This is a genomic window from Hephaestia mangrovi (assembly GCF_019880555.1).
Taxonomy (GTDB): domain Bacteria; phylum Pseudomonadota; class Alphaproteobacteria; order Sphingomonadales; family Sphingomonadaceae; genus Sphingomonas; species Sphingomonas mangrovi.
The window spans coordinates 126548-147187 of the sequence record NZ_JAINVU010000006.1 but is presented as its reverse complement, the minus strand read 5'-3'; the positions used below and the strand labels follow the sequence as shown (position 1 = coordinate 147187).

The 20640-nt window shown below is 66.5% G+C and carries 22 protein-coding genes; 10 read left to right on the top strand and 12 right to left on the bottom strand.

Translation table 11 applies throughout. From position 1 onward, the window contains the following. Positions 1-13 precede the first annotated feature (13 nt). Complete coding sequence (locus K7G81_RS14395; RefSeq protein ID WP_223031506.1) at positions 14-898, top strand: dienelactone hydrolase family protein; 885 nt, start codon at positions 14-16, stop codon at positions 896-898. On the opposite strand, the gene rdgB is transcribed toward K7G81_RS14395, so the two are convergent. Continuing rightward, positions 895-1530: an RdgB/HAM1 family non-canonical purine NTP pyrophosphatase gene (gene rdgB, locus K7G81_RS14390; RefSeq protein WP_223031505.1), complete on the bottom strand. Its 636-nt coding sequence runs from the start codon at positions 1528-1530 to the stop codon at positions 895-897. The genes K7G81_RS14395 and rdgB overlap by 4 nt on opposite strands. Continuing rightward, the gene (gene rph / locus K7G81_RS14385) at positions 1527-2243 is read right to left on the bottom strand and encodes a ribonuclease PH (protein ID WP_223031504.1); all 717 of its coding nucleotides are present in this window, start codon (positions 2241-2243) and stop codon (positions 1527-1529) included. Before rph ends, rdgB begins: the two co-directional genes overlap by 4 nt. A 96-nt stretch (positions 2244-2339) precedes the next feature. Between rph and K7G81_RS14380 the strand changes: the two genes are divergently transcribed. The 5 genes from K7G81_RS14380 to K7G81_RS14365 all read left to right on the top strand — a co-directional run bounded on the left by K7G81_RS14380 (position 2340) and on the right by K7G81_RS14365 (position 5393). After that, positions 2340-2846 (top strand): DUF6438 domain-containing protein, encoded by a 507-nt coding sequence (locus K7G81_RS14380; RefSeq protein WP_223031503.1) that lies wholly within the window; start codon positions 2340-2342, stop codon positions 2844-2846. Positions 2847-2877: 31 nt separating this feature from the next. Then, positions 2878-3918 carry a heat-inducible transcriptional repressor HrcA gene (hrcA, locus tag K7G81_RS14375; RefSeq protein ID WP_223031502.1) on the top strand — a complete coding sequence of 347 codons (1041 nt, stop codon included), beginning with the start codon at positions 2878-2880 and terminating at the stop codon, positions 3916-3918. 17 nt (positions 3919-3935) lie between these two features. Then, the gene (grpE, locus tag K7G81_RS14370) at positions 3936-4487 is read left to right on the top strand and encodes a nucleotide exchange factor GrpE (protein ID WP_223031501.1); all 552 of its coding nucleotides are present in this window, start codon (positions 3936-3938) and stop codon (positions 4485-4487) included. 129 nt (positions 4488-4616) lie between these two features. Continuing rightward, positions 4617-4742 (top strand): hypothetical protein, encoded by a 126-nt coding sequence (locus tag K7G81_RS17860; RefSeq protein ID WP_255587086.1) that lies wholly within the window; start codon positions 4617-4619, stop codon positions 4740-4742. A gap of 78 nt (positions 4743-4820) precedes the next feature. Continuing rightward, positions 4821-5393 (top strand): dihydrofolate reductase, encoded by a 573-nt coding sequence (locus K7G81_RS14365; RefSeq protein WP_223031500.1) that lies wholly within the window; start codon positions 4821-4823, stop codon positions 5391-5393. Here K7G81_RS14365 and K7G81_RS14360 read toward each other — a convergent pair. Next, entirely contained in the window at positions 5377-5805 is a 429-nt protein-coding gene (locus K7G81_RS14360) for a nucleoside deaminase (RefSeq protein ID WP_223031591.1), read from the bottom strand. The genes K7G81_RS14365 and K7G81_RS14360 overlap by 17 nt on opposite strands. Before the next feature lie 98 nt (positions 5806-5903). Next, positions 5904-6146: a hypothetical protein gene (locus tag K7G81_RS14355; RefSeq protein WP_223031499.1), complete on the bottom strand. Its 243-nt coding sequence runs from the start codon at positions 6144-6146 to the stop codon at positions 5904-5906. Between the two features lie 195 nt (positions 6147-6341). On the opposite strand from K7G81_RS14355, the gene rpmB reads away from it, so the two are divergent. Continuing rightward, positions 6342-6629, top strand: coding sequence for a 50S ribosomal protein L28 (gene rpmB, locus K7G81_RS14350; RefSeq protein WP_223031498.1), 288 nt, complete (start codon positions 6342-6344; stop codon positions 6627-6629). A gap of 64 nt (positions 6630-6693) precedes the next feature. On the opposite strand, the gene K7G81_RS14345 is transcribed toward rpmB, so the two are convergent. Continuing rightward, complete coding sequence (locus K7G81_RS14345) at positions 6694-7770, bottom strand: esterase-like activity of phytase family protein (protein ID WP_255587085.1); 1077 nt, start codon at positions 7768-7770, stop codon at positions 6694-6696. Positions 7771-7864: 94 nt separating this feature from the next. Here K7G81_RS14345 and K7G81_RS14340 point away from each other — a divergent pair, with 94 nt between their 5' ends. After that, complete coding sequence (locus K7G81_RS14340) at positions 7865-8230, top strand: glycine zipper 2TM domain-containing protein (protein ID WP_223031497.1); 366 nt, start codon at positions 7865-7867, stop codon at positions 8228-8230. Positions 8231-8424: 194 nt separating this feature from the next. Here the strand turns inward: K7G81_RS14340 and K7G81_RS14335 are convergent, their stop codons facing one another. Beyond that, entirely contained in the window at positions 8425-10452 is a 2028-nt protein-coding gene (locus K7G81_RS14335; RefSeq protein WP_223031496.1) for a M13 family metallopeptidase, read from the bottom strand. A gap of 131 nt (positions 10453-10583) precedes the next feature. Between K7G81_RS14335 and K7G81_RS14330 the strand changes: the two genes are divergently transcribed. After that, on the top strand, positions 10584-10931 hold the full coding sequence (locus K7G81_RS14330; protein ID WP_223031495.1) for an ArsC family reductase: 348 nt from the start codon (positions 10584-10586) through the stop codon (positions 10929-10931). Between the two features lie 158 nt (positions 10932-11089). Here K7G81_RS14330 and phbB read toward each other — a convergent pair whose 3' ends face one another. From phbB to pepN, 4 genes are read right to left on the bottom strand one after another with little or no spacing between them, the layout of a single operon-like run. Further along, on the bottom strand, positions 11090-11812 hold the full coding sequence (gene phbB / locus K7G81_RS14325) for an acetoacetyl-CoA reductase (RefSeq protein ID WP_223031494.1): 723 nt from the start codon (positions 11810-11812) through the stop codon (positions 11090-11092). A 40-nt stretch (positions 11813-11852) separates the two neighbouring features. Continuing rightward, positions 11853-12860, bottom strand: coding sequence for a ferrochelatase (gene hemH, locus K7G81_RS14320; RefSeq protein WP_223031493.1), 1008 nt, complete (start codon positions 12858-12860; stop codon positions 11853-11855). After that, on the bottom strand, positions 12857-15094 hold the full coding sequence (locus tag K7G81_RS14315; RefSeq protein ID WP_223031492.1) for a xanthine dehydrogenase family protein molybdopterin-binding subunit: 2238 nt from the start codon (positions 15092-15094) through the stop codon (positions 12857-12859). The genes hemH and K7G81_RS14315 overlap by 4 nt, the downstream gene beginning before the upstream one ends. A 41-nt stretch (positions 15095-15135) precedes the next feature. Then, on the bottom strand, positions 15136-17733 hold the full coding sequence (gene pepN / locus K7G81_RS14310) for an aminopeptidase N (protein WP_223031491.1): 2598 nt from the start codon (positions 17731-17733) through the stop codon (positions 15136-15138). A gap of 93 nt (positions 17734-17826) precedes the next feature. Here pepN and K7G81_RS14305 point away from each other — a divergent pair, with 93 nt between their 5' ends. After that, positions 17827-18654: a Rossmann-fold NAD(P)-binding domain-containing protein gene (locus tag K7G81_RS14305; RefSeq protein ID WP_223031589.1), complete on the top strand. Its 828-nt coding sequence runs from the start codon at positions 17827-17829 to the stop codon at positions 18652-18654. On the opposite strand, the gene K7G81_RS14300 is transcribed toward K7G81_RS14305, so the two are convergent. Next, positions 18564-19499 carry a DMT family transporter gene (locus tag K7G81_RS14300; RefSeq protein ID WP_369412116.1) on the bottom strand — a complete coding sequence of 312 codons (936 nt, stop codon included), beginning with the start codon at positions 19497-19499 and terminating at the stop codon, positions 18564-18566. The genes K7G81_RS14305 and K7G81_RS14300 overlap by 91 nt on opposite strands. 115 nt (positions 19500-19614) lie before the next feature. After that, positions 19615-20616 (bottom strand): threonine aldolase family protein, encoded by a 1002-nt coding sequence (locus K7G81_RS14295; protein ID WP_223031587.1) that lies wholly within the window; start codon positions 20614-20616, stop codon positions 19615-19617. Positions 20617-20640: the final 24 nt, after the last annotated feature.

Genomic DNA, 20640 nt, shown 5'->3' with positions numbered 1-20640 from the left:
GGGAGCCGCCGCAATGACCGATCTTCGTGACCGCGCGATCGCGATCTATGATGCCTTCACGCACGAGCATCGCGATCGTCGCACGCTGATCCGCCAGATGGCGGCGCTTGCCGGATCGATCGCCACGGCCGAGCTGCTGATCGCCGGCATCGCGGCATCGTCCGCCGCCGCCACGATCACCCAGCCGGACGATCCGCGTCTTGTCACGCGCAAGGGCAAATACGCGATCGGCGCCGGCGCCTATCTGACCGGCTATTTCGCCGCGCCGCACGTGTCGACCGGGCTCGGCGCGGTGATGGTAATCCATGAGAATCGCGGTCTCAACGCACATATCGAGGATGTCGCGCGCCGTCTGGCGCTGGAGGGGTTCTTCGTCTGCGCGCCCGACCTGCTCTCCGATCAGGGCGGCACGCCGGCCGACGAAGACAAGGCGCGCGACATGATCGCCGCGATCGATATCGACAGCGTAACCAGCGAATGCGTCGCCACGCTGCAGCGCCTGCTCAAGCTCAACCATGGCAGCGGCAAGGCCGGCGCGGTGGGTTTTTGCTGGGGTGGCGGCCTGGTGGACCGCGTCGCGATCGCCGCCGGGCCGTCACTCGACGCAGCGGTCGCTTATTACGGCCCAGCGCCCGATCCCGCGGAAGCCGCCAAGGTGACAGCGCCGATGCTGCTCCATTATGCCGGGCTCGACGTACGGGTAGACGCCACCGGCGCGCCCTGGGTTGCCGCACTTCAGGCGGCGGGCAAGGACGTGACCGCCTACACCTATCCGAACGTCAACCACGCCTTCAACAACGACACCGCCGCCGATCGCTACGATGCCGCCGCCGCCGCGCTGGCGTGGCAGCGAACGGTAGCCTTCCTCCACCGCCATCTCGATGCGGTGGCGACCTAGAACACCGCCGCGACGAGTTGCCGGAAGGCATCAGCGCGGTGGCTGATCGCGTGCTTGGCGTCGGGCTCGATCTCGCCGAACGTCTCGTCGCCGCCTTCGGGCAGGAACATCGCGTCATAGCCGAAGCCCTTCTGTCCGCGCGGTGGCCAGATGAGCGTGCCATCGACCCGGCCTTCGAACCATTCGACATGGCCGTCGGGCCAGGCCAGCGCCAGCGCGCAGACGAAATGCGCGTCGCGGCTGGGGTTCGTGCCGCTTGCCGCGATTGCCGCCTCGACACGACGCATCGCCTCGGCGAAGTCGCGCCCCTTTTCGGTCTCGGCCCAACGTGCCGAGAAGATGCCGGGCTCGCCGCCCAGCGCATCGACGCACAACCCGCTGTCGTCGGCAAGAGCAGGCAGCCCCGAAAGATCCGCCGCCTGCTGCGCCTTCAATTCGGCATTGGCGACGAAGGTGGTGCCGGTTTCCTCCGGCTCGGGCAGGCCGAGTTGCTTCGCCGATACTGTCTCGATGCCGTGGGGCGCCAGCAATTCACCGATTTCACGAACCTTGCCCTCGTTGTGGCTGGCAATGACCAGCCGGCCGGGGCCGAGCTTGCGGATCGCCTGCGGCTCCTTGCCCTCGCCACTCATGCCGTGACCGCCTTTTCCTGCGCACGGAAGATCTCGGTGCAGCCCATCCGCGCGAGGCGCAGCAGTCGCAGCAGTCCCTCCTCGTCATAGGTCGCACCCTCCGCAGTCGCCTGTGCCTCGGCGATGTGGCCGTTTTCCAGCAGCACGAAATTGGCATCGGCATCGGCGTTCGAATCCTCGTCATAATCGAGGTCGAGCACGGGCGTTCCCTGATAGATGCCACAACTGACCGCCGCGACCTTCTGGGTCAGCGGATCGGCAGTGAGCTTGCCGTCGCGGAGTAGGCCGTTGATCGCCAGCCGCAGCGCCACCCACGCCCCCGAGATCGACGCCGTGCGCGTACCGCCATCGGCCTGGATGACGTCGCAATCGAGCGTGATCTGGCGTTCGCCGAGCAGCTTCAGATCGGTGACGGCGCGCAACGAACGACCGATCAGGCGCTGGATTTCCTGCGTGCGGCCCGATTGCTTGCCCTTGGCGGCTTCGCGATTGCCGCGCGTATGCGTCGCGCGGGGCAACATGCCGTATTCGGCGGTGACCCAGCCCTCGCCCTTGCCGCGCAGCCACGGCGGCAACCGCTCCTCGACCGACGCGGTGACCAGCACGCGGGTGTCGCCGAAGCCGATCAACACCGAGCCCTCGGCGTGGCGGGTGAAGTGCGGCTCGATGGTGATTTCGCGCATCTGATCGGGGGCGCGGCCGGAAGGGCGCATGATGGTCTCCTGTTCAAGTCTGGCCGGCCTAGACGGGAAGGACCCGCTTCGCCAGTCTCGTCGTTGAATGCTGACAACGAACCGTGGGAGCGAGAGATGCGTGCGAGGCTGATATTGGCGACGGGCACCGCGATGCTGTTGGCCGGCTGCGCGACTCATGGAGCGGCGCCGTCACCCGGCAGCGCGCAACCGGCGGAGGCCGATACGATCGCCTATGAAACGCAGCCATGCTTCGGCGCTTGCCCGGTCTATACGGTTAGCGTGTCGCCTGACGGGCAAGGGACTTTCACCGGCAAACGGTTCACCGCGGTCAGCGGCGAGCGGGACTTCACCGTCGATCGTGCGACCTATCGGCATTTTTCCGCGACGCTTGCGCCATACCGCCCGGCGGAGGGTGCTGCGACGTATCGAAGCGGCTCGGCCAATTGCGGCCCCGCGCCGACCGACATGCCAAGCGTCGACGTCACCTGGACCGATTCGACCGGCGCGACCGCCAGCCTGCATTTCTATCTCGGTTGCCGTGCCCGCAATCCCCACCTTGCCGCCGCGCTGGCGGCGGCGCCCGATCTGTTGCCGATCGCGACGATGATCGGCAGGCGTTGAGCACGATCGTTTCACTTCCTAGATGAGCGCCATGCCCACGCCGATGATCGAATTGACTGACCGCGCGCGCGACGTGTTTCGTCAGGTGGTCGAATCGTATCTCGAATCGGGCGCGCCGGTGGGATCGCGGACGATCTCGAAACTGTCGGGGCTCAATCTGTCGCCGGCATCGATCCGCAACGTAATGCAGGATCTCGAGGAACTCGGGCTGCTGGCGGCGCCGCATACCAGCGCCGGGCGGATGCCGACCGACATCGGGCTGCGGCTGTTCGTCGACGGGATGATGCAGGCATTAGAGCCCTCGCCCGAGGAGCGCGCGACGATCGAGGCGCGATCGGCGCAGGGCGGCCCGGTCGAGGAGGCGCTGGCGGCGACCACCGCGGCGCTTTCCGGCCTGTCGGCCTGCGCCGGGCTGGTTTTCGTGCCCAAGCGCGAATTGACCCTGCGCCAGGTCGCGTTCGTGCCGCTGTCGGCCGAACAGGCGATGGCGGTGCTGGTCGGCGATGACGGCTCGGTCGAGAACCGGGTGGTCGATCTGCCGCCCGGCACGACGCCGGGCGCGCTGGCCCAGGCGGGCAATTACATGAGCGCGATGCTATCCGGCCTGACGCTCTCCGAAGCGCGTAGCCGGATCGAGCGCGAGATCGCCGCTGAACGCGCCGCGCTCGACAGCGCGGCGCAGGCATTGATCGAAAGCGGCCTCGCGATGTGGAGCGAGGACGGCGATCGCCGCCCGGTGCTGATCGTGCGCGGCCAGGGCCGGCTGATCGACGCCGCCGCGGCCGCCGACCTCGAGCGCGTTCGTGACCTGCTCGACGATCTCGAAGGCAAGCAGGAGATCGCGCGGCTGCTCGATCGCGCGCGGCAAGGCGATGCCACGCGCATCTTCATCGGCGCCGAAAACAAGCTGTTCGCGCTCAGCGGATCGTCGGTAATCGCCAAGCCGTTCCACGGCGCCGACGGGCGCGTGGTGGGCGTGGTCGGGGTGATCGGGCCGACACGGTTGAACTATGCGCGGGTTGTGCCAATGGTGGATTTCACTGCGGCGACGCTCGCGCGTCTGATGACGTAAGCTACGGAAAGAACGAGATGACCGATAACGACAAGACCCAGGCCGAAGCCGAGGACCTGCGCGAGGAGACGGCGGAGGCCGCTCCCGAAATCGCCGCGCATGACCAGGCAGCTCGCCTCGACGAGGAACTCGCCAAGACGAAGCAGGACGTGCTCTATGCTCATGCCGAGCTCCAGAACGTGCGCCGCCGGGCCGAGAAGGAGGTCGCCGATGCGCGCGCCTACAGCGTCACCAGCTTCGCCCGCGACATCCTGTCGGTGGCCGACAATCTCGAACGCGGGCTGGCCGCGATCCCCGACGAAGTGCGCGGCGACGACCGGTTCAAGGGGCTGATCGCCGGCCTTGAAGCGACGGGCCGCGAGCTCAACGCCGTGTTCCAGCGCCAGGGCATCGCCCGCATCGCGGCGATGGGGCTACCGCTCGATCCCAATCGCCACCAGGCGATGCTCGAAGTGCCGAGCGCCGACGCCGAGCCGGGCACGATCGTCCAGGAGATGCAGGCGGGCTATACGATCAAGGATCGGCTGCTGCGGCCGGCGCTGGTCGGCGTGGCGAAGAAGCCCGATTGAGACTGCGATTGCCCGGCGTGGCGGGCTGACGAATCGCCTTATCCCCTTACCCAATCACGCGGTTAAGCCGCGGTTCAGGCTGAACGACTACAACTGTAATCGTTCAAGGATCGAGAGGGAGGAAGGGTCGTGCGGGAGATGCGCAAGACGATCATCGTCGCGACGCTGGCGGCGATGCTGCTCAAGCTCGAAGCTCAATTGCCATGGCGCCAGTCGGCCGCGCCCGCGAGCTGCAACATGCTCGCAACCGACTGACACTCCGCTGAACAACGGTCGCGGCGGTTGCCGAATCCCGCTATGGCGGGGCTTGAGGCAACCGGCAAAGGGGCGAGAATGCGGCGACTGACGGCGATCGTGGCAGTCAACGAGGAAGGGGCGATCGGCAAGGACAATGCCTTGCCCTGGCGGATCCGATCCGATCTGCGCTTCTTCAAGCGCCAGACCGAGGGCCATGTCGTCATCATGGGCAGCAATACTTGGCGTTCGCTCGGCAAGCCGCTCGCCAATCGCACCAACATTGTCGTCACGCACCTTGCCGATCTGTTCGAGGAACGGTCCGATTGTCGGATCGCCTCGGGGTTCGAGGCGGCACTGGCCCTGGCGAGTCGAATCGCGGCACCGGACGACGACGTGTTCGTGATCGGCGGGGCGGCGATCTACGAGCAGGCGGCGCCGTTCGTCGATCGTTACCTGATTACCGAAGTGCGCAAACCCGTGCCCGACGCCGATCGCTTTCTGCCGCCGGCGCTGTTCGGCGATCTTACGGGCTGGACGGTCGAGAAGATCGCGAGCGGTGCGGCGAACGACGCGGGCGACGAAGCCGATTATGCGGTCTACGAATTCCTCCATCGCCAGCCCGGCACCGTCGCCGAACGGCGCGAGGCGGCGATCAGCGCCGTTCCCTGAAGAAATCGCGCAACAGGACGGCAGCCTCCGCTTCGGCGATGCCGGCATAGATTTCGGGCCGGTGATGACAGGTCGGCTGCGTGAAAAAGCGCGGGCCATGCTCGACGGCGCCGCCCTTGGGATCACTCGCGCCGTAATAGAGCCGGGCGATGCGGGCATGGGCGATCGCGCCCGCGCACATCGCGCACGGCTCCAGCGTCACCCACAGGTCGCACGTCTCCAGCCGGTCGGTGCCGAGCAGCTCGGCAGCGGCGCGAATCGCGCGGATCTCGGCATGCGCGGTGGGATCGGCGAGGCGGCGGGGAGCATTTGCGGCAACAGCGATCACCTCGCCATCGCGCACCACCGCGGCGCCCACCGGCACTTCGCCCAGCGCGGCGGCCTCGCGTGCGGCATCGAGCGCGAGGCGCATCGGGGCGGTGATCGGCGACATGGCGCCGCTATGCCCGCTTTGGCGCCGTCAAGCGAGAGGTGGAACGACGCCACGGCCGGCGGGGGCGGGCAACACGCTTATTGCGTCGCCTGATTGCCGGCGGGCTTGTTGACCCGAACGTCGGGCACCTGCACCGTCTCGTTCTTCGTCCCGACATCGACCGAGGCGACATTGGCGCTGAATTGCGGCGCCTGGCCGCCTTGAACGGATATCGACGGCATCTTCGCGGGCCGCGTCTGATCGATGTTGATGAAGCCGAACGCCATCAGCACCACGACGACGATCACGATGAGGCCGAGCAAGGCAAGCAGCGTGCGCATGATGGTCTCCCAAATCTTTTCGCTGGCGTAATAACGTCCAATCGGTGAGCGAGTTGCATGGCGCTGCATTCAGGCCGGTTGAGCCTCGCTGCGATCTGGATACAACCGGTCCACCCCGGAATCGGTTGACGTCCTGCCACGATGCCGCTAGGTGCGCCGACTTTCCGGATAAACCCGAATTCAGGATTTCAACCGATGTCGCGCATTTGCGAGCTGACCGGCAAGGGCCGTCAGGTGGGACACAATGTTTCCCACGCCAACAACAAGACCAAGCGCACGTTCCTGCCCAACCTGCAGAACGTCACGCTGATGTCCGAGGCGCTGGAGACGAGCGTGAAGCTGCGCGTTTCGACGCATGGCCTCCGCTCGGTCGAGCATGTCGGCGGCCTCGACAACTGGCTGGTCAAGACCAGCGACGACAAGCTGTCGCTCAAGGCGCGCCGCCTGAAGCGCGACATCGCCAAGAAGCTCGCTTCGGCCTGATTGCTGCCGAGGTTCGGCCACGCCGGCCTCGCCAGGCCATGAGATAATGGATGCGCCGTCCCGGCTAACCCCAGGGCGGCGTTTTCGTCGTTTCCGGTGGATCGAGCCGGAACTTGAGCAGCAGCGAGCGTTCGAGAATCGACTGATTGTCATCGGACGCCATCCAGATAATCGTGTCCTTGCCCTCGCGGGTCACGGCCAACGCCTCGAAATTGTCGTGGATCAACGGCGCGGCGAAGGTCGCGATCGGCGTGCCGATCGCCGTCTTGCCCGGCGCGATCTCGGCGCGGGGAACGATCGTCAGGATCGCGGTAAAGGTGTACGGCAGCTGGAATCGCCGGTTGAGCACCAGCAGATCGCCGTCGGGCAGCTCGACCGCGTCGCTGGGATCATAGCCGTGCGGCGGGGCGTAATCGAAGCGGAAGCCGGTGGTCGGATCGATCGTCGGATCATGATCGAACCAGCGCGCGGCATGCGCGTGATCGTGCGGCCAATGCGCCGTTTCACCAAACACGACGAAATGACCATCGCGTAGCCGGACCATCGATTCCGGGCCGCCGGCAATCGGCCACTTCGCCATGTCCTTCGGACGTACATGCGCCTCGGCATGAGCAAATCCCGCCGAGTAGCGCCAGATCGCATTATAGACTTCGAAACCGACCCAGATGTCCCCGGTTTTCGGATCGCGGGCCATCGATTCGCTGTCGCGATCGCTCTTTTCCCAGCCGGTCCCGGGGCCGTCGGGTAGATTGCCGAAATGCAGGTCGCCGATTCGCCAGTCGCCGTCCATGCGGAAGTCGATGAAGTTGCCGCCATCACTGAGCAGCGTGAAACGGTCGCCCACCAAGCTCATCGATGAAAAGCCGCCAAAGGCGGGATCGTCGCTCGATAGCGCGATGCCGCCGAGCCAGGTAAGCCGACCGACGTGGCGGCGCGCCGGATCACTACTATCGAGCACGACCTTGCGCACCGTCATCCTGCCCATCGCGGCAAGCCGCGGTTCGGGCGGGACGGTGGCGTAACTCGGCACCAACAGCAGAACGATGAGGATCGAGAAAAGCAGGCGCACCGCCGCGGCTATAGCGGCATTCGACCTCAGCGCCACCTGGCAGGCTGGCTGAACGCCCGATAACCGGCGCATTCAGCGATCACTCAAGCCCGATACCTCATATCCATACATCTGACGGCCGCAGCGATGATTCGTCGCCGCGTCCCCGAGCTATGAGGAGACGACCATGTTGAAGCAGCTTTCGCTCGTCGGCGCCGCCCTAGCGATGGGGGCCGCCACATTCGTTCCCGCCGCGCCGGCGATGGCGCAGCGCTATCATTCGCATTACCGCGGTTATCATCGCGACAGCTATCGCGAGCATGATCGATACGACCGGCGCGGTTATCGGGATTATCGCGGTTATCGGGATTATCGCCGCTGCCGCGGCAATGGCGATGGCGGCACGATCATCGGCGCGATCGCTGGTGGATTGCTGGGCCACGAAATCGCCGGCCGTGGCGATCGGACGCTGGGCACTGTGCTCGGCGCCGGCGGCGGCGCGTTGGCCGGCCGGGCGATCGATCGATCGGATCGCCCCGATTATTGCCGCTGATCCACACCGAATAGCGAGTTCCCTCGGGTCGCGTATCGAGGGCGGAGGCCGGTCCCGCAAGGGGCCGGCCTCTTGTGCTTGGCGGAGGCGGCGCACCGCCGCCGCCACGTAGAGCGCGGCGCCAAGCACGGCCGGCGGGTCGGCTTCAGCCGAACCCGTCCGACGGCGGCTTCGCCGCCGTCGCCAACACCTTCCTATTCGGTCCAGATATGCACGCGCTGGTCGGGTGGAAGATACATCTTGTCCCCCGGCGTGACGTCGAACGCCTTATACCAGGGATCGAAATTACGCACGATCCCGTCGACCCGATACTTGTCCGGGCTATGCGGGTTGCTGAGCAGTTGCTGCCGCTCGGCCCCCTCGCGGATCTTGCCCTGCCAGGCCGCGGCAAAGGCGATGAAGAAGCGCTGGTCCCCGGTATAGCCGTCGATCACCGGCGGCTCGCCGTGCCGCGCAACATAGCGGCGATAGGCGTCATACGCCGTCTCCAGCCCGCCGAGATCGGCAAGGTTCTCGCCCAGCGTCAGCTTGCCCTTGATGTGGACGCCGGGGATCGGCTCATATTGATCGAACTGATCGGCCAGCCGATCCGCCTTGACGGTGTATTTCGCTGCGGTTTCCTTGGTCCACCAGTCGCGCAGCCGGCCTTGTGCGTCATATTGCCGGCCCTGATCGTCAAACCCGTGGCCCATTTCATGGCCGATCGTGGTCGCGCCGGTTTCGGCATAATTGACCGCCGGATCGGCGTTGGGATCGAAGAACGGCGGCTGCAGGATCGCCGCCGGCACGGTGATCTGGTTCATCGTCGGGTCGTAATAAGCATTCACCGTCTGCGGCGTCATGTCCCACAGCCCGCGATCGACCGGATGCGGGAAGCGCGCCAGTTGCAGCCGCCATTGGAAGGTATCGCTCGCCACGTCGTTGGCCAGGGGATCGGTGCGGCTCACCGCCAGGCCCGAATAATTGATCCACTTCCGGGGATGGCCGATGCGCGGATCGAACGTACCGAGCTTGGTCAGCGCTGCCTTGCGCGTCGCTGCGTCCATCCATGCGGCATGGCTGATCTTGTCGGCATAGGCCGCGCGCACGTCGTTGACCAGTTCGTCGGCCTTGGCCTGCGTCTCGGGCGACCAATGCTCGGCGACGTAGAGCTTGCCGACCGCTTCGCCGAGGCTGCCGTCGAGCAAGGCGATGCCGCGTTTCCACCGCGCACGTTGCTCGGGCACGTCGTTCAGCGTCTTGGAATAGAAATCAAAATGCGCCTGATCGAAAGCGCGCGGCAGGAAACTCGCGTGATCGCTGACGAAACGGAACGCCAGCCAGTCCTTCCAGGTCGCCAGCGGCACATCGGCGAGGCGCTTGCCTGCCGCGGTCACCGCCGTCGTTTCGGCGACATCGACCTTCTGCGCCGCCGACAGCCCCATCGAGGCGAGCGTCGGGCCCCAATCGAATTCGGGCGCCAACTTCATCAGCTGCGCGCGAGTCATCGGGTTATGCGTCCGAATCGGATCGCGCCGCGCCTCGGGCGTCCACTGGTCCTGCGACAACCGCGTCTCGAGCGCCAGAATGCGATCGGCCTTCGCGCTCGCATCGGTCATCCCGGCAAGCGTCAGGATCTGTACGATATAGGCGTGGTATGCCTTGCGAATCGCGTCGTATTTTTCGCCCTTGAGGAGGTAATAATCGCGCGTCGGCAGCCCGAGCCGCGCCTGCCCGGCAGCAGCGGTATAGCGCGTCGGATCGTCCTGATCGGCAGTGATCGCGATATATACCGGCGCGGCATAGCCCGGCTGCATCATCAGACGGACGAGCGCGCCGCGATCCGTCACGTCGGCGATCCTGGCCAGATAGGGCTTGAGCGGCGCCGTCCCGCGTGCCTCGATGCCCTGCTCGTCCATCCACGCCGAGTAGAAATCGCCGACCTTCTTCGCGATCATGTCGTCGGGCTTCGCCGCCTCGCGCTCGACCAGCCCGCGCACCTGCTGCTCGATCTCGTCGGGCAGCTCGTAATTATAACCCGCGCCGACCTTGTCCGGGGCGATCGGATGATTCTTCAGCCATGTCCCCTCGACATAATCGAAAAAGTCGTCACCGGGCTTTACCGAACGATCCATATCCTCGATCGCCACGCCCCAGGTGCCATAGCGCGGCGTGCCCGTATCAGTCGCCGCGATCAGCAGCGGTGCGAGAGCGATGGTGGCGAACAGCAAGTGACGGCGCATGACGAACTCCCCCCGAAAACGATGATTGCCATCGCTACTCCAGCAGCAATCGCCCCGCCAGGGCCCAACGACATGGCCAGCGCGGCGGCAGCGCGCTACGACGCGGCGGCTGGCAATCGAGAGGACCGCAGGTGACCGCAACCATGTATGGCATTCCCAATTGCGACACGATCAAGCGCGCGCGGGCGTGGCTCGACGCGCATGGCGTGGCGTACGATTTTCATGACTATAAAAAGGCCGGGATCGATCGCGCCAGGTTGGAAAGCTGGGTCGCGGAACTTGGCTGGGAAGTGCTGCTCAATCGCGCGGGGACCACCTTCCGCAAGCTGCCCGAGACCGAGCGCAGCGATCTCGACGCCGGCAAGGCGATCGCGCTGATGCTGGCGCAGCCATCGATGATCAAGCGGCCAGTGCTCGATATCGGCGATCGCCGCATCGTCGGGTTCAAGCCGGAAATTTACGAGGCGGCATTCGGGTGAGCGCTCCCTCCGTGGGGAGAGGGAGATGAGGCGGGTATTGGACCCGACGACGGCCAAGCCGCCGTCGGCCGGGATCGGCTGACGCCGACCCGCCGGCCGTGCCGGGCGCTGCGCGCCATGGGCGCGCATCGGCGGCGGCGTAGCGCCGCCTGCGCTCGTCAGTACATATGCTGGCCGCCGTTGATGCTGAGCGTCGATCCGGTCACGAATCCGGCATCCTCGGCGCACAGAAATGCCACACCGCGCGCGATTTCCTCGGCCTTGCCCAGGCGCCCGACCGGGATCTTGGCAACGATCTTCTCCAGCACATCGGCCGGCACCGCCGCGACCATGTCGGTATCGATATAGCCCGGCGCGATCGCGTTGACCGTCACGCCTGCCCGCGCGCCTTCCTGCGCCAGCGCCTTGGTGAAACCGTGAATGCCCGATTTGGCGGCGGCATAATTCACCTGGCCATATTGCCCGGCCTGGCCGTTGATCGAGCCGATGTTGACGATCCGGCCCCATTTGCGGCTGCGCATGCCCGGAAACACCGCCTTGGCCATGTTGAAGCATCCGCCCAGATTGACACGCATCACCTCGTCCCAATCGTCATGGCTCATCTTCAGCATCGTGCCGTCGCGGGTGATGCCGGCGTTGTTGACCAGCACGTCCACCTCGCCAAGCTCCTCGGCGACGCGCTGGCAGCCATCCTGACACGCGGCGAAATCGCCGACGTCCCATTTGTACGCCTTGATTCCGGTGCGATCGGTGAAAGCCTTCGCGCGTTCCTCGTTACCGGCATAATTGGCGGCAACGATCATGCCCGCGTCCTTGAGCGCGAGGCTGATGGCCTCGCCAATGCCCCGGGTGCCTCCGGTTACGATCGCGACGCGTGCCATGGCTCTCTCCTAAAAAATTGGTTTCCCACCGTAACGAAAGCTAAGCGGGCGCGTTCCAGCCGGCAAGCTCTCGCGACAGAATTGATTTGAGCATCGCGATGCCGATCGCGCTGTCGTTGAGGCAGGGCAGATAGGCAAAGTCGGTGCCACCCGCGTCGAGGAATGTCTGGCGGCCGCGAATCGCCAGCTCCTCCAGCGTTTCGAGACAATCCGCCGCGAAGCCGGGCGCGACGATCGCGACGCGCGTGACGCCCTTGCCGGGCAGCGCCGCAAGCGTTGCGTCGGTTGCCGGTTCGAGCCACTTGGCCCGGCCGAAGCGGGACTGAAAGGCAAGCATGAGCTCGCGGCCCAACGCGTCGCTCAGCAATCGCGCGGTCTTGGCGCAGTGGCAATGATAGGGATCGCCAAGCTCCAATGTCCGCTGCGGCATGCCGTGGAAGCTCGCGACCAGAGCCTGCGGCGAGAAATCGAGCGCCGCCAGCTCGGCCTCGATCATGTCCTTTAGCGCGCCGATATAGGCCGGGTCGTCATGATAGGGCGGCAAGGTCCGCACCGCCGGTTGCCAGCGCATGCCCGCCAGCGCCACGAACGCCTTGTCGTTGGCGGTCGCCGTCGTCGCGGCGCAATATTGCGGATAGAGCGGAGCGAGCAGGATGCGCTCGCACCCCTGCGCCTTGAGCGCCGCGAGCCGGTCGGCGATCGCCGGCCTGCCGTAACGCATCGCCCAATCGACGATCACGTCCGGCCCGAACGCGCCGGCCAGCGCCGTCGCCTGCGCCTCGGTGATCGCGGCGAGCGGCGAGCCATCGTCGCGCCACACCTGGGCATAGGCATGTGCGGACTTCTTCGGCCGCGTGTTGAGGATGATCCCGCGTAGGATCGGTTGCCAGATCAGCCCCGGAATCTCGACCACGCGACGGTCCGACAGGAATTCGCCGAGATAGCGCCTCACCGCACGCGGCGTCGCGTCGTCGGGCGTCCCGAGGTTGATCAGCAACACGCCGATCCGGCGCGGCGGAATCGACGGATGGTCGGTGGTCAAAGTCATGCGGTGAGCCTCAGCGGCAACGTGCGAATGCGCGAGCCTGTTGCCGATTGTAGCGCGTTGGCGATGGCGGGCGCGACCGGCGGCACCGCCAGCTCGGAAACGCCGCCAGAATCGGCTTCGCTGGCGATCAGCTCGACAAGGATGTCGGGCGCGCTGCCGAGCGTCGGCAGGCCGAGATCGCGGAAACCGCGCGCATCGGCCAGATTGTCGGTGAACCCGGTCGCCGCCCCAAGCGCCTGCGCGAGCCCGAAGATCAGCCCGCCCTCGATCTGCTGCTGCACGACATTCGGGTTGACCATGCGGCCGCAATCGATCGCGGCGACGAGGCGATCGACCACCGGACGCTGCGCCTCGTCGAGATGCGCTTCGGCCAGCACGGCGATATGGCTGCCACGAAAGCTGTGGCAGGCGATACCCTGCCCGCTGCCCGGCACACCGCCACCCCAGCCGCCCAGCGAGCCGACGGTCGTCAGGCAGCGCGCCAGCCGCGTCTCGCCGCCGAGCATAGCAATGCGAAACGACAGCGCCTCGGTGCCGGCGACGTGCGCGAGCTCGTCGACGAAACATTCGGTGAAGAAGCACGAGGTGCTGTGCGCGCCCGATCGCCAATGGCCGGTCGGCACGCCGATCGCCGCCGGGTGGTGATCGATCGCATAATTGGGGATGGCGTAGAACGGTGTCGCCCCGGCCACCGCATAAGCGTCCCCCCCGCCGGCCAGCGTGCGCGCCAGTGCCAGTGCGGCATCGCCGCCGACCAACCGCTCGGTCAGCTCTCGCCCGGTGCGCGGCGCGGCGATCTTGGCCTGCCAGCCGAGGATGCGGCCGTTGACGTCGAGCCGGGCGCTCATCCGCGCCGCCGCCGGCGGGCGACAGCGATCATGGAGCAGATCCTCGCTACGCGACCAGACCAGCTGCACCGGGCGCCTGAGCCGCGCGGTGAGCAACGCCGCCTGCTCCGCCGCGAGATGCTCGAGATTGGCGCCGAACGAGCCGCCGGCGAGCATCGGATGAACGGTGACATCGTGCTCGGCGACCCCGATCGTCGCCGCAGCGGCAGCGCGCGCAAGGCCGGGCGCCTGCGTCGGCAGCCACAATTCGAGGCGGCCGTCATGCAGATGCGCGGTCGCAGTCATCGTCTCGATCGGGGCATGGACGGCGAGGCCGGCCCGATAGGCAGCGGTGACGAGCTTCGCCCCCTTGAACACGCTGCCGAGGTCGCCGGCCCGGGCCATGCGCGTGCCGTCACCATCGAGCGCTGCATCGAGCGCGGCGTCGATCGAGGCGCCATCGACGATCGCGCTCCTGGTTTCGAACCGGGGGGCCAACGCATCGAGCGCGCGGTTGGCCGCCCACCAATTGGTCGCCGCCGCGGCAACCCAGCGCGGATTCTCGATCACCTCGACCACGCCCCGGACACGGTCCGCCGCGGCGCGATCGGTGCGAACCAGCCGAGTATCACCGACCGGGCCCTGGCGGATCGCGGCATAGACCATGTCGGGCAGCCGGATGTCGCCGGCGAAATTGGCTGATCCGTCGACCTTCGACGGGACGTCGAGCCGAGGCAGCGACCGGCCCAGAAGACGGCCGGTTTCGCCATCCCGGCGCGGCACGTCGCGCGGCAACTCTTCTTCCGCTGCCGCCGCGGCAAGCTCGCCGAACCGCAACCGGTCCCCCCCGTGGACGACGAAGCCAGCGGCCGTGCCACAGGCGAGCCAATCGACTTTCCAGCGCCGCCCTGCTGCCTTGCACAACAGCACCCGCGCCGCCGCTCCCGCCTCGCCCGCCATGTCGCCGAACATACGGATCGAGGTCGAGCCTGCCGTCAGCACCAATGCGCTGCGCCGGGCATGGGCGTGGCGGAATCCCTCGGGCAGCGCGCTCCAGGTACCGGCGAACAGCTCATCCGCCGCCATCGGATTGGCGTAAAGCGGGTTGAGCGGCGCGGCCTCGACCGCGACGGTGCGCCAGTCGGCGCCCAGCTCGTCCGCGATGATCTGCGGCAGCGTGGTATAGATGCCCTGGCCATATTCGGTCTGCGGCACCGCAACCGCGATATGGCCATCCTCACCGATCTTCAGCCAAGCGTTGAAAACGTGCTCGCCCGGCGCCGCAGTCAAATTCGGGCGATAGTCGCGCGGCCACAACTGCCACGCGACCAGCAGCCCCGCCCCCACGCCGCCACCGATCAGCAGCGTGCGCCGGTCGATCGTCGATCCTTCGCGCGTTTCGGCCATGGCGCCGCTCTATCGGGTGTCGCCGCGCGGTGCCAGCACACTCAGCTTTCGAGGCTTTTCGACGCCTGCTCGAACAGGTCCTTCGACAAGCCCGGCGATTCGAGGATGCGCTGGAGTTCTGCCCGCATCTTCGCCGCGCGATCCTCCGCGAACCGCCGCCAGCGGCCAAGCGGCGGCACCATCCGCGCCGCGGTTTGCGGGTTGAGCTTGTCGAGCGCAATGATCTGATCGGCGACGAACCGATAACCACGGCCGGACGCCTCGTGAAAGGCACGCTGGTTGACGCTGAACGCGCCGACCAGCGAGCGCGCGCGATTGGGATTGGCGAGCGTGAAATCGGCGTGCTTCGCCAATGCCTCGACCTCGGCCGGCGTGTCGTCGCGCGTCGACAGCGCCTGGGTCGAGAACCATTTGTCGAGCACCAGCGGATTATCCGAATAGCGATTGTAGAAGATGTCGAGCGCGGCGATCCGCTTGTCGGACGTGCCGTTGGCGAGGGTCGACAGCGCGGCCTGGCGATCGGTCATGTTGTCGCAGGTCTCGAATTGGCGAAAGGCGAGATCGGCGGCATCGTCGGCACCGCTCGCCGCGATATAGCCAAGCGCGACGTTCTTGAGGCGACGGCGGCCCTTGGCGGCCGGGTTGTAGGCATATGGCTCGCCGGCCGCGGCGTCATAGGCGCTGCGCCATTCGGGAGCCAGCGACTTGCCGAGCTCGCGACGCAGTGCTTCGCGCGCGGCGAAGACGCGATCGGGATCGACCACTGGCATGTGATCACCGATAAATGCCTCCGACGGCAGCAGCACCGCTTCGGCAACGAACGCCGGATCGAGCGAACCATCGGCGAGCGTGTTGCGCACCGCGCCAACCACCGCGGCGTGATCGGCGCGGCCATGCGCGGCGGCGGCGACCAGCGTATCGAGCATCAATTGCTGCATCGCTTCGTATCGCGCGAATGGATCGTCATCATGCGCTGAGAGGAACGCGAGATCGGCGGGTGTCCGATTGGTCTCGACGATAACCGGCGCGGAGAAACCGCGATTGATCGACAGCACGGGGCGTTCGTCGATCCCCTCGAAGACGATCTCCTCGCGCGGGTCGCTGAGCATGACGAGGCGCTCGGGCGCCAGCGTCGCGGCGCTGTCCCGCCCGAACAGCTTGAGGCGGAGTGGCAGCACCATCGGTTGTTTCGTCGGCTGGCCGGGCGTGGCGGGGACGCTCTGCTCGAGCGTCAGCGTGGCGCGGTCGCTGCCCTCTTCATGCGTCAGCGTCGCGGTGACGCGCGGGGTGCCGGCCTGGCTGTACCACAAGCGGAACTGGGCGAGATCGGCCTCGCCGCCTTCCTCCATGCAGGCGACGAAATCCTCGCAGGTCGCGGCCGTCCCGTCGAAGCGGTCGAAATAGAGATCGGTCGCACGGCGGAACCGATCGCGGCCGAGGATCGTCGCCATCATGCGGATCACTTCGGCGCCCTTGTTATACACCGTCGCGGTGTAGAAATTGGAGATTTCCAGATAGCTGTCGGGCCGGATCGGGTGTGCCAGCGGCCCGGCATCCTCGGGGAATTGCGCGGCACGCAGCGTGCGGACGTCCTCGATTCGCTTGACAGCCGCCGAGCCCTGATCGGCCGAGAAGCTCTGATCGCGGAACACGGTGAAGCCTTCCTTGAGGCTGAGCTGAAACCAGTCCCGGCAGGTGATCCGGTCGCCCGACCAATTGTGGAAATATTCGTGCGCGACGACGGCCGCGATCGCATCGTAATCGAGATCGGTCGCGGTATCCGGATCGGCAAGAATGTAGCGGCTGTTGAAGATGTTCAGCCCCTTGTTCTCCATCGCGCCGAAGTTGAAATCGTCGACCGCGACGATGTTGAACACGTCGAGATCATATTCGCGGCCATAGACGTGCTCGTCCCACGCCATCGCCAGTTCGAGCGCGTGGAGCGCGTGATCGGTCTTGGCCAAGTCGCGCTCGCGCACCCAGATCGCGAGCGCGACCTCGCGGCCCGACATGGTGGTGAAGGTCGATCGGTTGGGCTTGAGGTCGGCGGCAACCAGCGCGAAGAGGTAGGAAGGTTTCGGGAACGGATCGTGCCATTCGGCCCAGTGTTTCCCATCCTCCTGATCGCCTTCCGCGATCGGATCGCCATTGGCCAGCAGGATCGGGTAGCGCGCCTTGTCGGCGGTCATGCGCACCTTGTAGCGGGTCAGCACGTCGGGGCGATCGGGGAAATAGGTGATGCGGCGAAACCCTTCCGCCTCGCATTGCGTGCAGAGCAGGCCACCCGAGGCATAGAGCCCCATCAGCTGCGTGTTGCGTTCGGGCGCGATCTCCACCTCGGTCTCGATCGTGTGGGCGTCACCCGAAAGCGGGATGACCAGCGCCTCGCCGTCAAGCCGCCAGTCGTTGACCGCGACGCCATCGACCTCGACCGACAGCAGTTTCTGCCCGGCGCCGTCGAGCCGCAGCGGACGATCGTGCGCGCCGTTGCGCGTGACCGACAGCGTCGCCTTCACGCGCGTCGCCGTGGCATCGAGATCGAAGTCGAGCGCCATATCCGGCACTTGCCAATCGGGCGGGCGATAATCCTCGCGCTGGATCACGGTGGGCTGAGCGGGGGCGTTCTGGACGTCGAGCATGACGGTTACCTATAGATTTGCCATTGCAACGCGCCACTCAAATCGGTGTTGCAGCGCGGCGGGCCCAATTCGTAGGAAGGCCGTGTGGGACGAATGCTGATCTTCGGGATGGGCTATACGGCAACGCGGCTGGCGACGACGCTGCGGGCGCGGGGCTGGGTCGTCATGGGCACGACCCGCGACGGGCGGGGCGATACGATCGCGTTCGAGGATGGCGACCGCGTGGCAGCGGCGCTCGCCACGGCAACGCACGTCCTGTCGTCGGTGCCGCCCGGTGAGGCGGGTGATCCGGTGCTCGATCGTTATGGGACACTGTTTCGCACCGATCAGTGGCTCGGCTATCTGTCATCGACCGGCGTCTATGGCGACGCGGGCGGCGCCTGGGTCGACGAGAGCGCGCCAACCGGCAGCGGCCGGCGGCAGGCGCGGGCCAGGGCCGATGCCGAATGGCTGGCACGCAGCGCCGGCGTCTTCCGGCTGCCGGGCATCTACGGGCTCGGCCGGTCGCCGCTCGATCGAGTTCTCGCGGGGCAGGCCCATCGCGTCGATGCGCCGGGGCAGGTGTTCAGCCGCGTCCATGTCGGGGATATCGTCAGCGGCGTGATCGCCGGCATGGGCGCACCGGCGGGGGCATACAATCTCGCCGATGACCGGCCGGCAAGCCAGAACGAGGTGATCGCATTCGCCGCGCGCCTGCTTGGGATGGAACCACCGCGCTTCACGACGCTCGATCGTCTCTCACCAGCGGCTCGGGCTTTCTATGCCGAGAATCGGCGCGTCGCCAACGGCAAGGCTAAGCGTGTGCTCGACTGGGCCCCGGCCTATCGCGATTATCGCGCCGGCCTGCGGGCTCTCAAGGCGATGACCAGCCCGATCAGCGTCAGCACGCCGCCCCCGGCCGCGAGCGGCGTCCAGCGATAGCCTTCGAACAGGGTCGACAGAAGCATCGCGATGACCGGCACGATGACGCTCGAATAGGCCGCCTTGGCCGGCCCGATCACCCGCAGCACGCCAAAATAGAGCGTGAAGGCGATCGCCGAGCCGAACAGCCCCAGATAGAGGATGCCGGCGAGATAGACCGGCCGCGCCTCGATCACCGGCGGACCCGACAGCGTGAAGGCGACGGCAGCATCGATGCCCGCGCCGATCAGCATCGCCACTGCGAGCGTCGAGATCATCGGATAGCGCCGCGCGGTTTCGGTCGCTTGCAGGACATTGGCAGTCGAGGCGGACATGATCGCGCACAGCGTCAACGCGATGCCGATCAGCGCCTCACGCCCGCCATTGGGATCGGCGCGCGCCTCGTGAACGAACAGAAGCACGACGCCCGCCATCGCAATGCCCGAACCGACGAGGAGCTGGCGCCCGAGCCGCTGGCCGAGGAAGAGGCGCCCCATCAGCGCATTGGGCACGAGCAGCAGCGCGAACACCACAGCGACCAGCCCCGAGGTGATATGTTCCTCGGCACGATAGACGAAATTGAAATTGAGGCAGAACTGGCTTAAGCCGATCGCCAGTGCGAACAGCCAGCCGCGCACATCGAGCGCGAAGCGTTCGCGGCGAACCAGTGCGGTTGCCAGCATCGCCACACCGGCAACGGTGAAGCGATAAGTGACCGACCAGCTCGGCGGCACGCTCGACACCTGATCGCGGATCACCAGCCAGGTCGATCCCCAGATCAGCGTGACGATCGCGAACGGCACGAGGATCGCGAGCCGCGTCGCGCGCGGCGCGGTCAGATCGGCACTGCTGGTCTGCTGGAGCACCTAAGCCTTCCCCGGCATCGACCGGCAGCCGGCCGGACGATGAGTCGCGTTACGCCGCCTGCCGGCCGATGCGAACCACCTTTTTGCTTATCGGATGACAAGCGGGACTGATGACCTATAGCGCGGCGATCGCCTCGGCCAGCGGGCGGATCTGTTCCTCGGTCTGGTCCCACGAGGTGACCAGTCGCGCCTCGCCGACACCCCAATCGTAGAAATCGAAGCCCAGGTCGCGCAGGCCCTGCGCCTCGTCGGCCGAGAGCTTCAGAAACACCTCGTTTGCCTCGACCGGATAGACCAGCCGCTCGCCCGCGGCGTCGGCAAGCAACTTCGCGCCGGCATTGGCCGCAGCGGCATTGGCAAGCCAGAGATCGTCTTCCAGCATCGCCAGGATTTGCGCGGCGAGATAGCGCCCCTTGGACAGCAGGTGCCCGGCGCGCTTGCGGCGATAGAGGCTCGCATCGGCCAGTTCGCACCGGAAGAACACCAGCGCCTCGGCCGACATGCCGCCGTTCTTGACGAAGCCGAAACTCAAGACGTCGACGCCGGCGCGCCAGGTAAGTTCGGCGGGTTCGCAGCCGAGGTGCGCCACGGCGTTGGCGAAACGCGCGCCATCCATGTGCAAGCCAAGATCGTGCTTCTGGGTAAGCTTGCCCAGCGCCGCCACTTCGTCGGGCGTGTAGACGCAGCCATATTCGGTCGCGTTGGTGATCGATACCGCATGCGGCTGGACCTGGTGGACGTCCTTGCGAATCCCGGCAATGACGCCTTCGACCGCTTCGGGCGTCAGCTTCGCGCCCGCGCCTTCGGCCAGCATCAGCTTGGCGCCGTGCGTGAAGAATTCGGGCGCGCCCGCCTCGTCATTCTGGATATGCGCCTCGCGGTGGCAGATCACGCCGCCATAAGGCGGGCACAGCGCGGCAAGCGCGAGCGCGTTGGCGGCCGTGCCGGTCGGCACCCACAGCACGCGAACACGGGTTCCGAACAGCGACGAGAAACGCTCGTCGAGCTGCGCGCTCCATTGATCGCCGTCATAGGCCGTATCGATCGTGTTGGCTGCGGCGATCGCGTCGAGCACCGGCTGGCAGACGGGGGCGGCGTTGTCCGAAAAGAAGCGCATACGCATGGCAATGCGGCGCGGCAC

Bases quoted from the DNA above. Each gene is read 5' to 3' on its own strand.
- rph (WP_223031504.1), bottom strand. From the start codon at position 2,243: ATGCGCCCTTCCGGCCGCGCCCCCGATCAGATGCGCGAAATCACCATC.
- K7G81_RS14340 (WP_223031497.1), top strand. From the start codon at position 7,865: ATGTTGAAGCAGCTTTCGCTCGTCGGCGCCGCCCTAGCGATGGGGGCC.
- K7G81_RS14355 (WP_223031499.1), bottom strand. From the start codon at position 6,146: ATGCGCACGCTGCTTGCCTTGCTCGGCCTCATCGTGATCGTCGTCGTG.
- K7G81_RS14335 (WP_223031496.1), bottom strand. From the start codon at position 10,452: ATGCGCCGTCACTTGCTGTTCGCCACCATCGCTCTCGCACCGCTGCTG.
- grpE (WP_223031501.1), top strand. From the start codon at position 3,936: ATGACCGATAACGACAAGACCCAGGCCGAAGCCGAGGACCTGCGCGAG.
- K7G81_RS14345 (WP_255587085.1), bottom strand. From the start codon at position 7,770: ATGCGCCGGTTATCGGGCGTTCAGCCAGCCTGCCAGGTGGCGCTGAGG.
- K7G81_RS14295 (WP_223031587.1), bottom strand. From the start codon at position 20,616: ATGCGCTTCTTTTCGGACAACGCCGCCCCCGTCTGCCAGCCGGTGCTC.
- K7G81_RS14380 (WP_223031503.1), top strand. From the start codon at position 2,340: ATGCGTGCGAGGCTGATATTGGCGACGGGCACCGCGATGCTGTTGGCC.
- K7G81_RS14365 (WP_223031500.1), top strand. From the start codon at position 4,821: ATGCGGCGACTGACGGCGATCGTGGCAGTCAACGAGGAAGGGGCGATC.
- K7G81_RS14305 (WP_223031589.1), top strand. From the start codon at position 17,827: ATGCTGATCTTCGGGATGGGCTATACGGCAACGCGGCTGGCGACGACG.
- pepN (WP_223031491.1), bottom strand. From the start codon at position 17,733: ATGCTCGACGTCCAGAACGCCCCCGCTCAGCCCACCGTGATCCAGCGC.
- rpmB (WP_223031498.1), top strand. From the start codon at position 6,342: ATGTCGCGCATTTGCGAGCTGACCGGCAAGGGCCGTCAGGTGGGACAC.
- hemH (WP_223031493.1), bottom strand. From the start codon at position 12,860: ATGACTTTGACCACCGACCATCCGTCGATTCCGCCGCGCCGGATCGGC.
- phbB (WP_223031494.1), bottom strand. From the start codon at position 11,812: ATGGCACGCGTCGCGATCGTAACCGGAGGCACCCGGGGCATTGGCGAG.
- rdgB (WP_223031505.1), bottom strand. From the start codon at position 1,530: ATGAGTGGCGAGGGCAAGGAGCCGCAGGCGATCCGCAAGCTCGGCCCC.
- K7G81_RS14395 (WP_223031506.1), top strand. From the start codon at position 14: ATGACCGATCTTCGTGACCGCGCGATCGCGATCTATGATGCCTTCACG.
- K7G81_RS14360 (WP_223031591.1), bottom strand. From the start codon at position 5,805: ATGCGCCTCGCGCTCGATGCCGCACGCGAGGCCGCCGCGCTGGGCGAA.
- K7G81_RS14315 (WP_223031492.1), bottom strand. From the start codon at position 15,094: ATGGCCGAAACGCGCGAAGGATCGACGATCGACCGGCGCACGCTGCTG.
- hrcA (WP_223031502.1), top strand. From the start codon at position 2,878: ATGCCCACGCCGATGATCGAATTGACTGACCGCGCGCGCGACGTGTTT.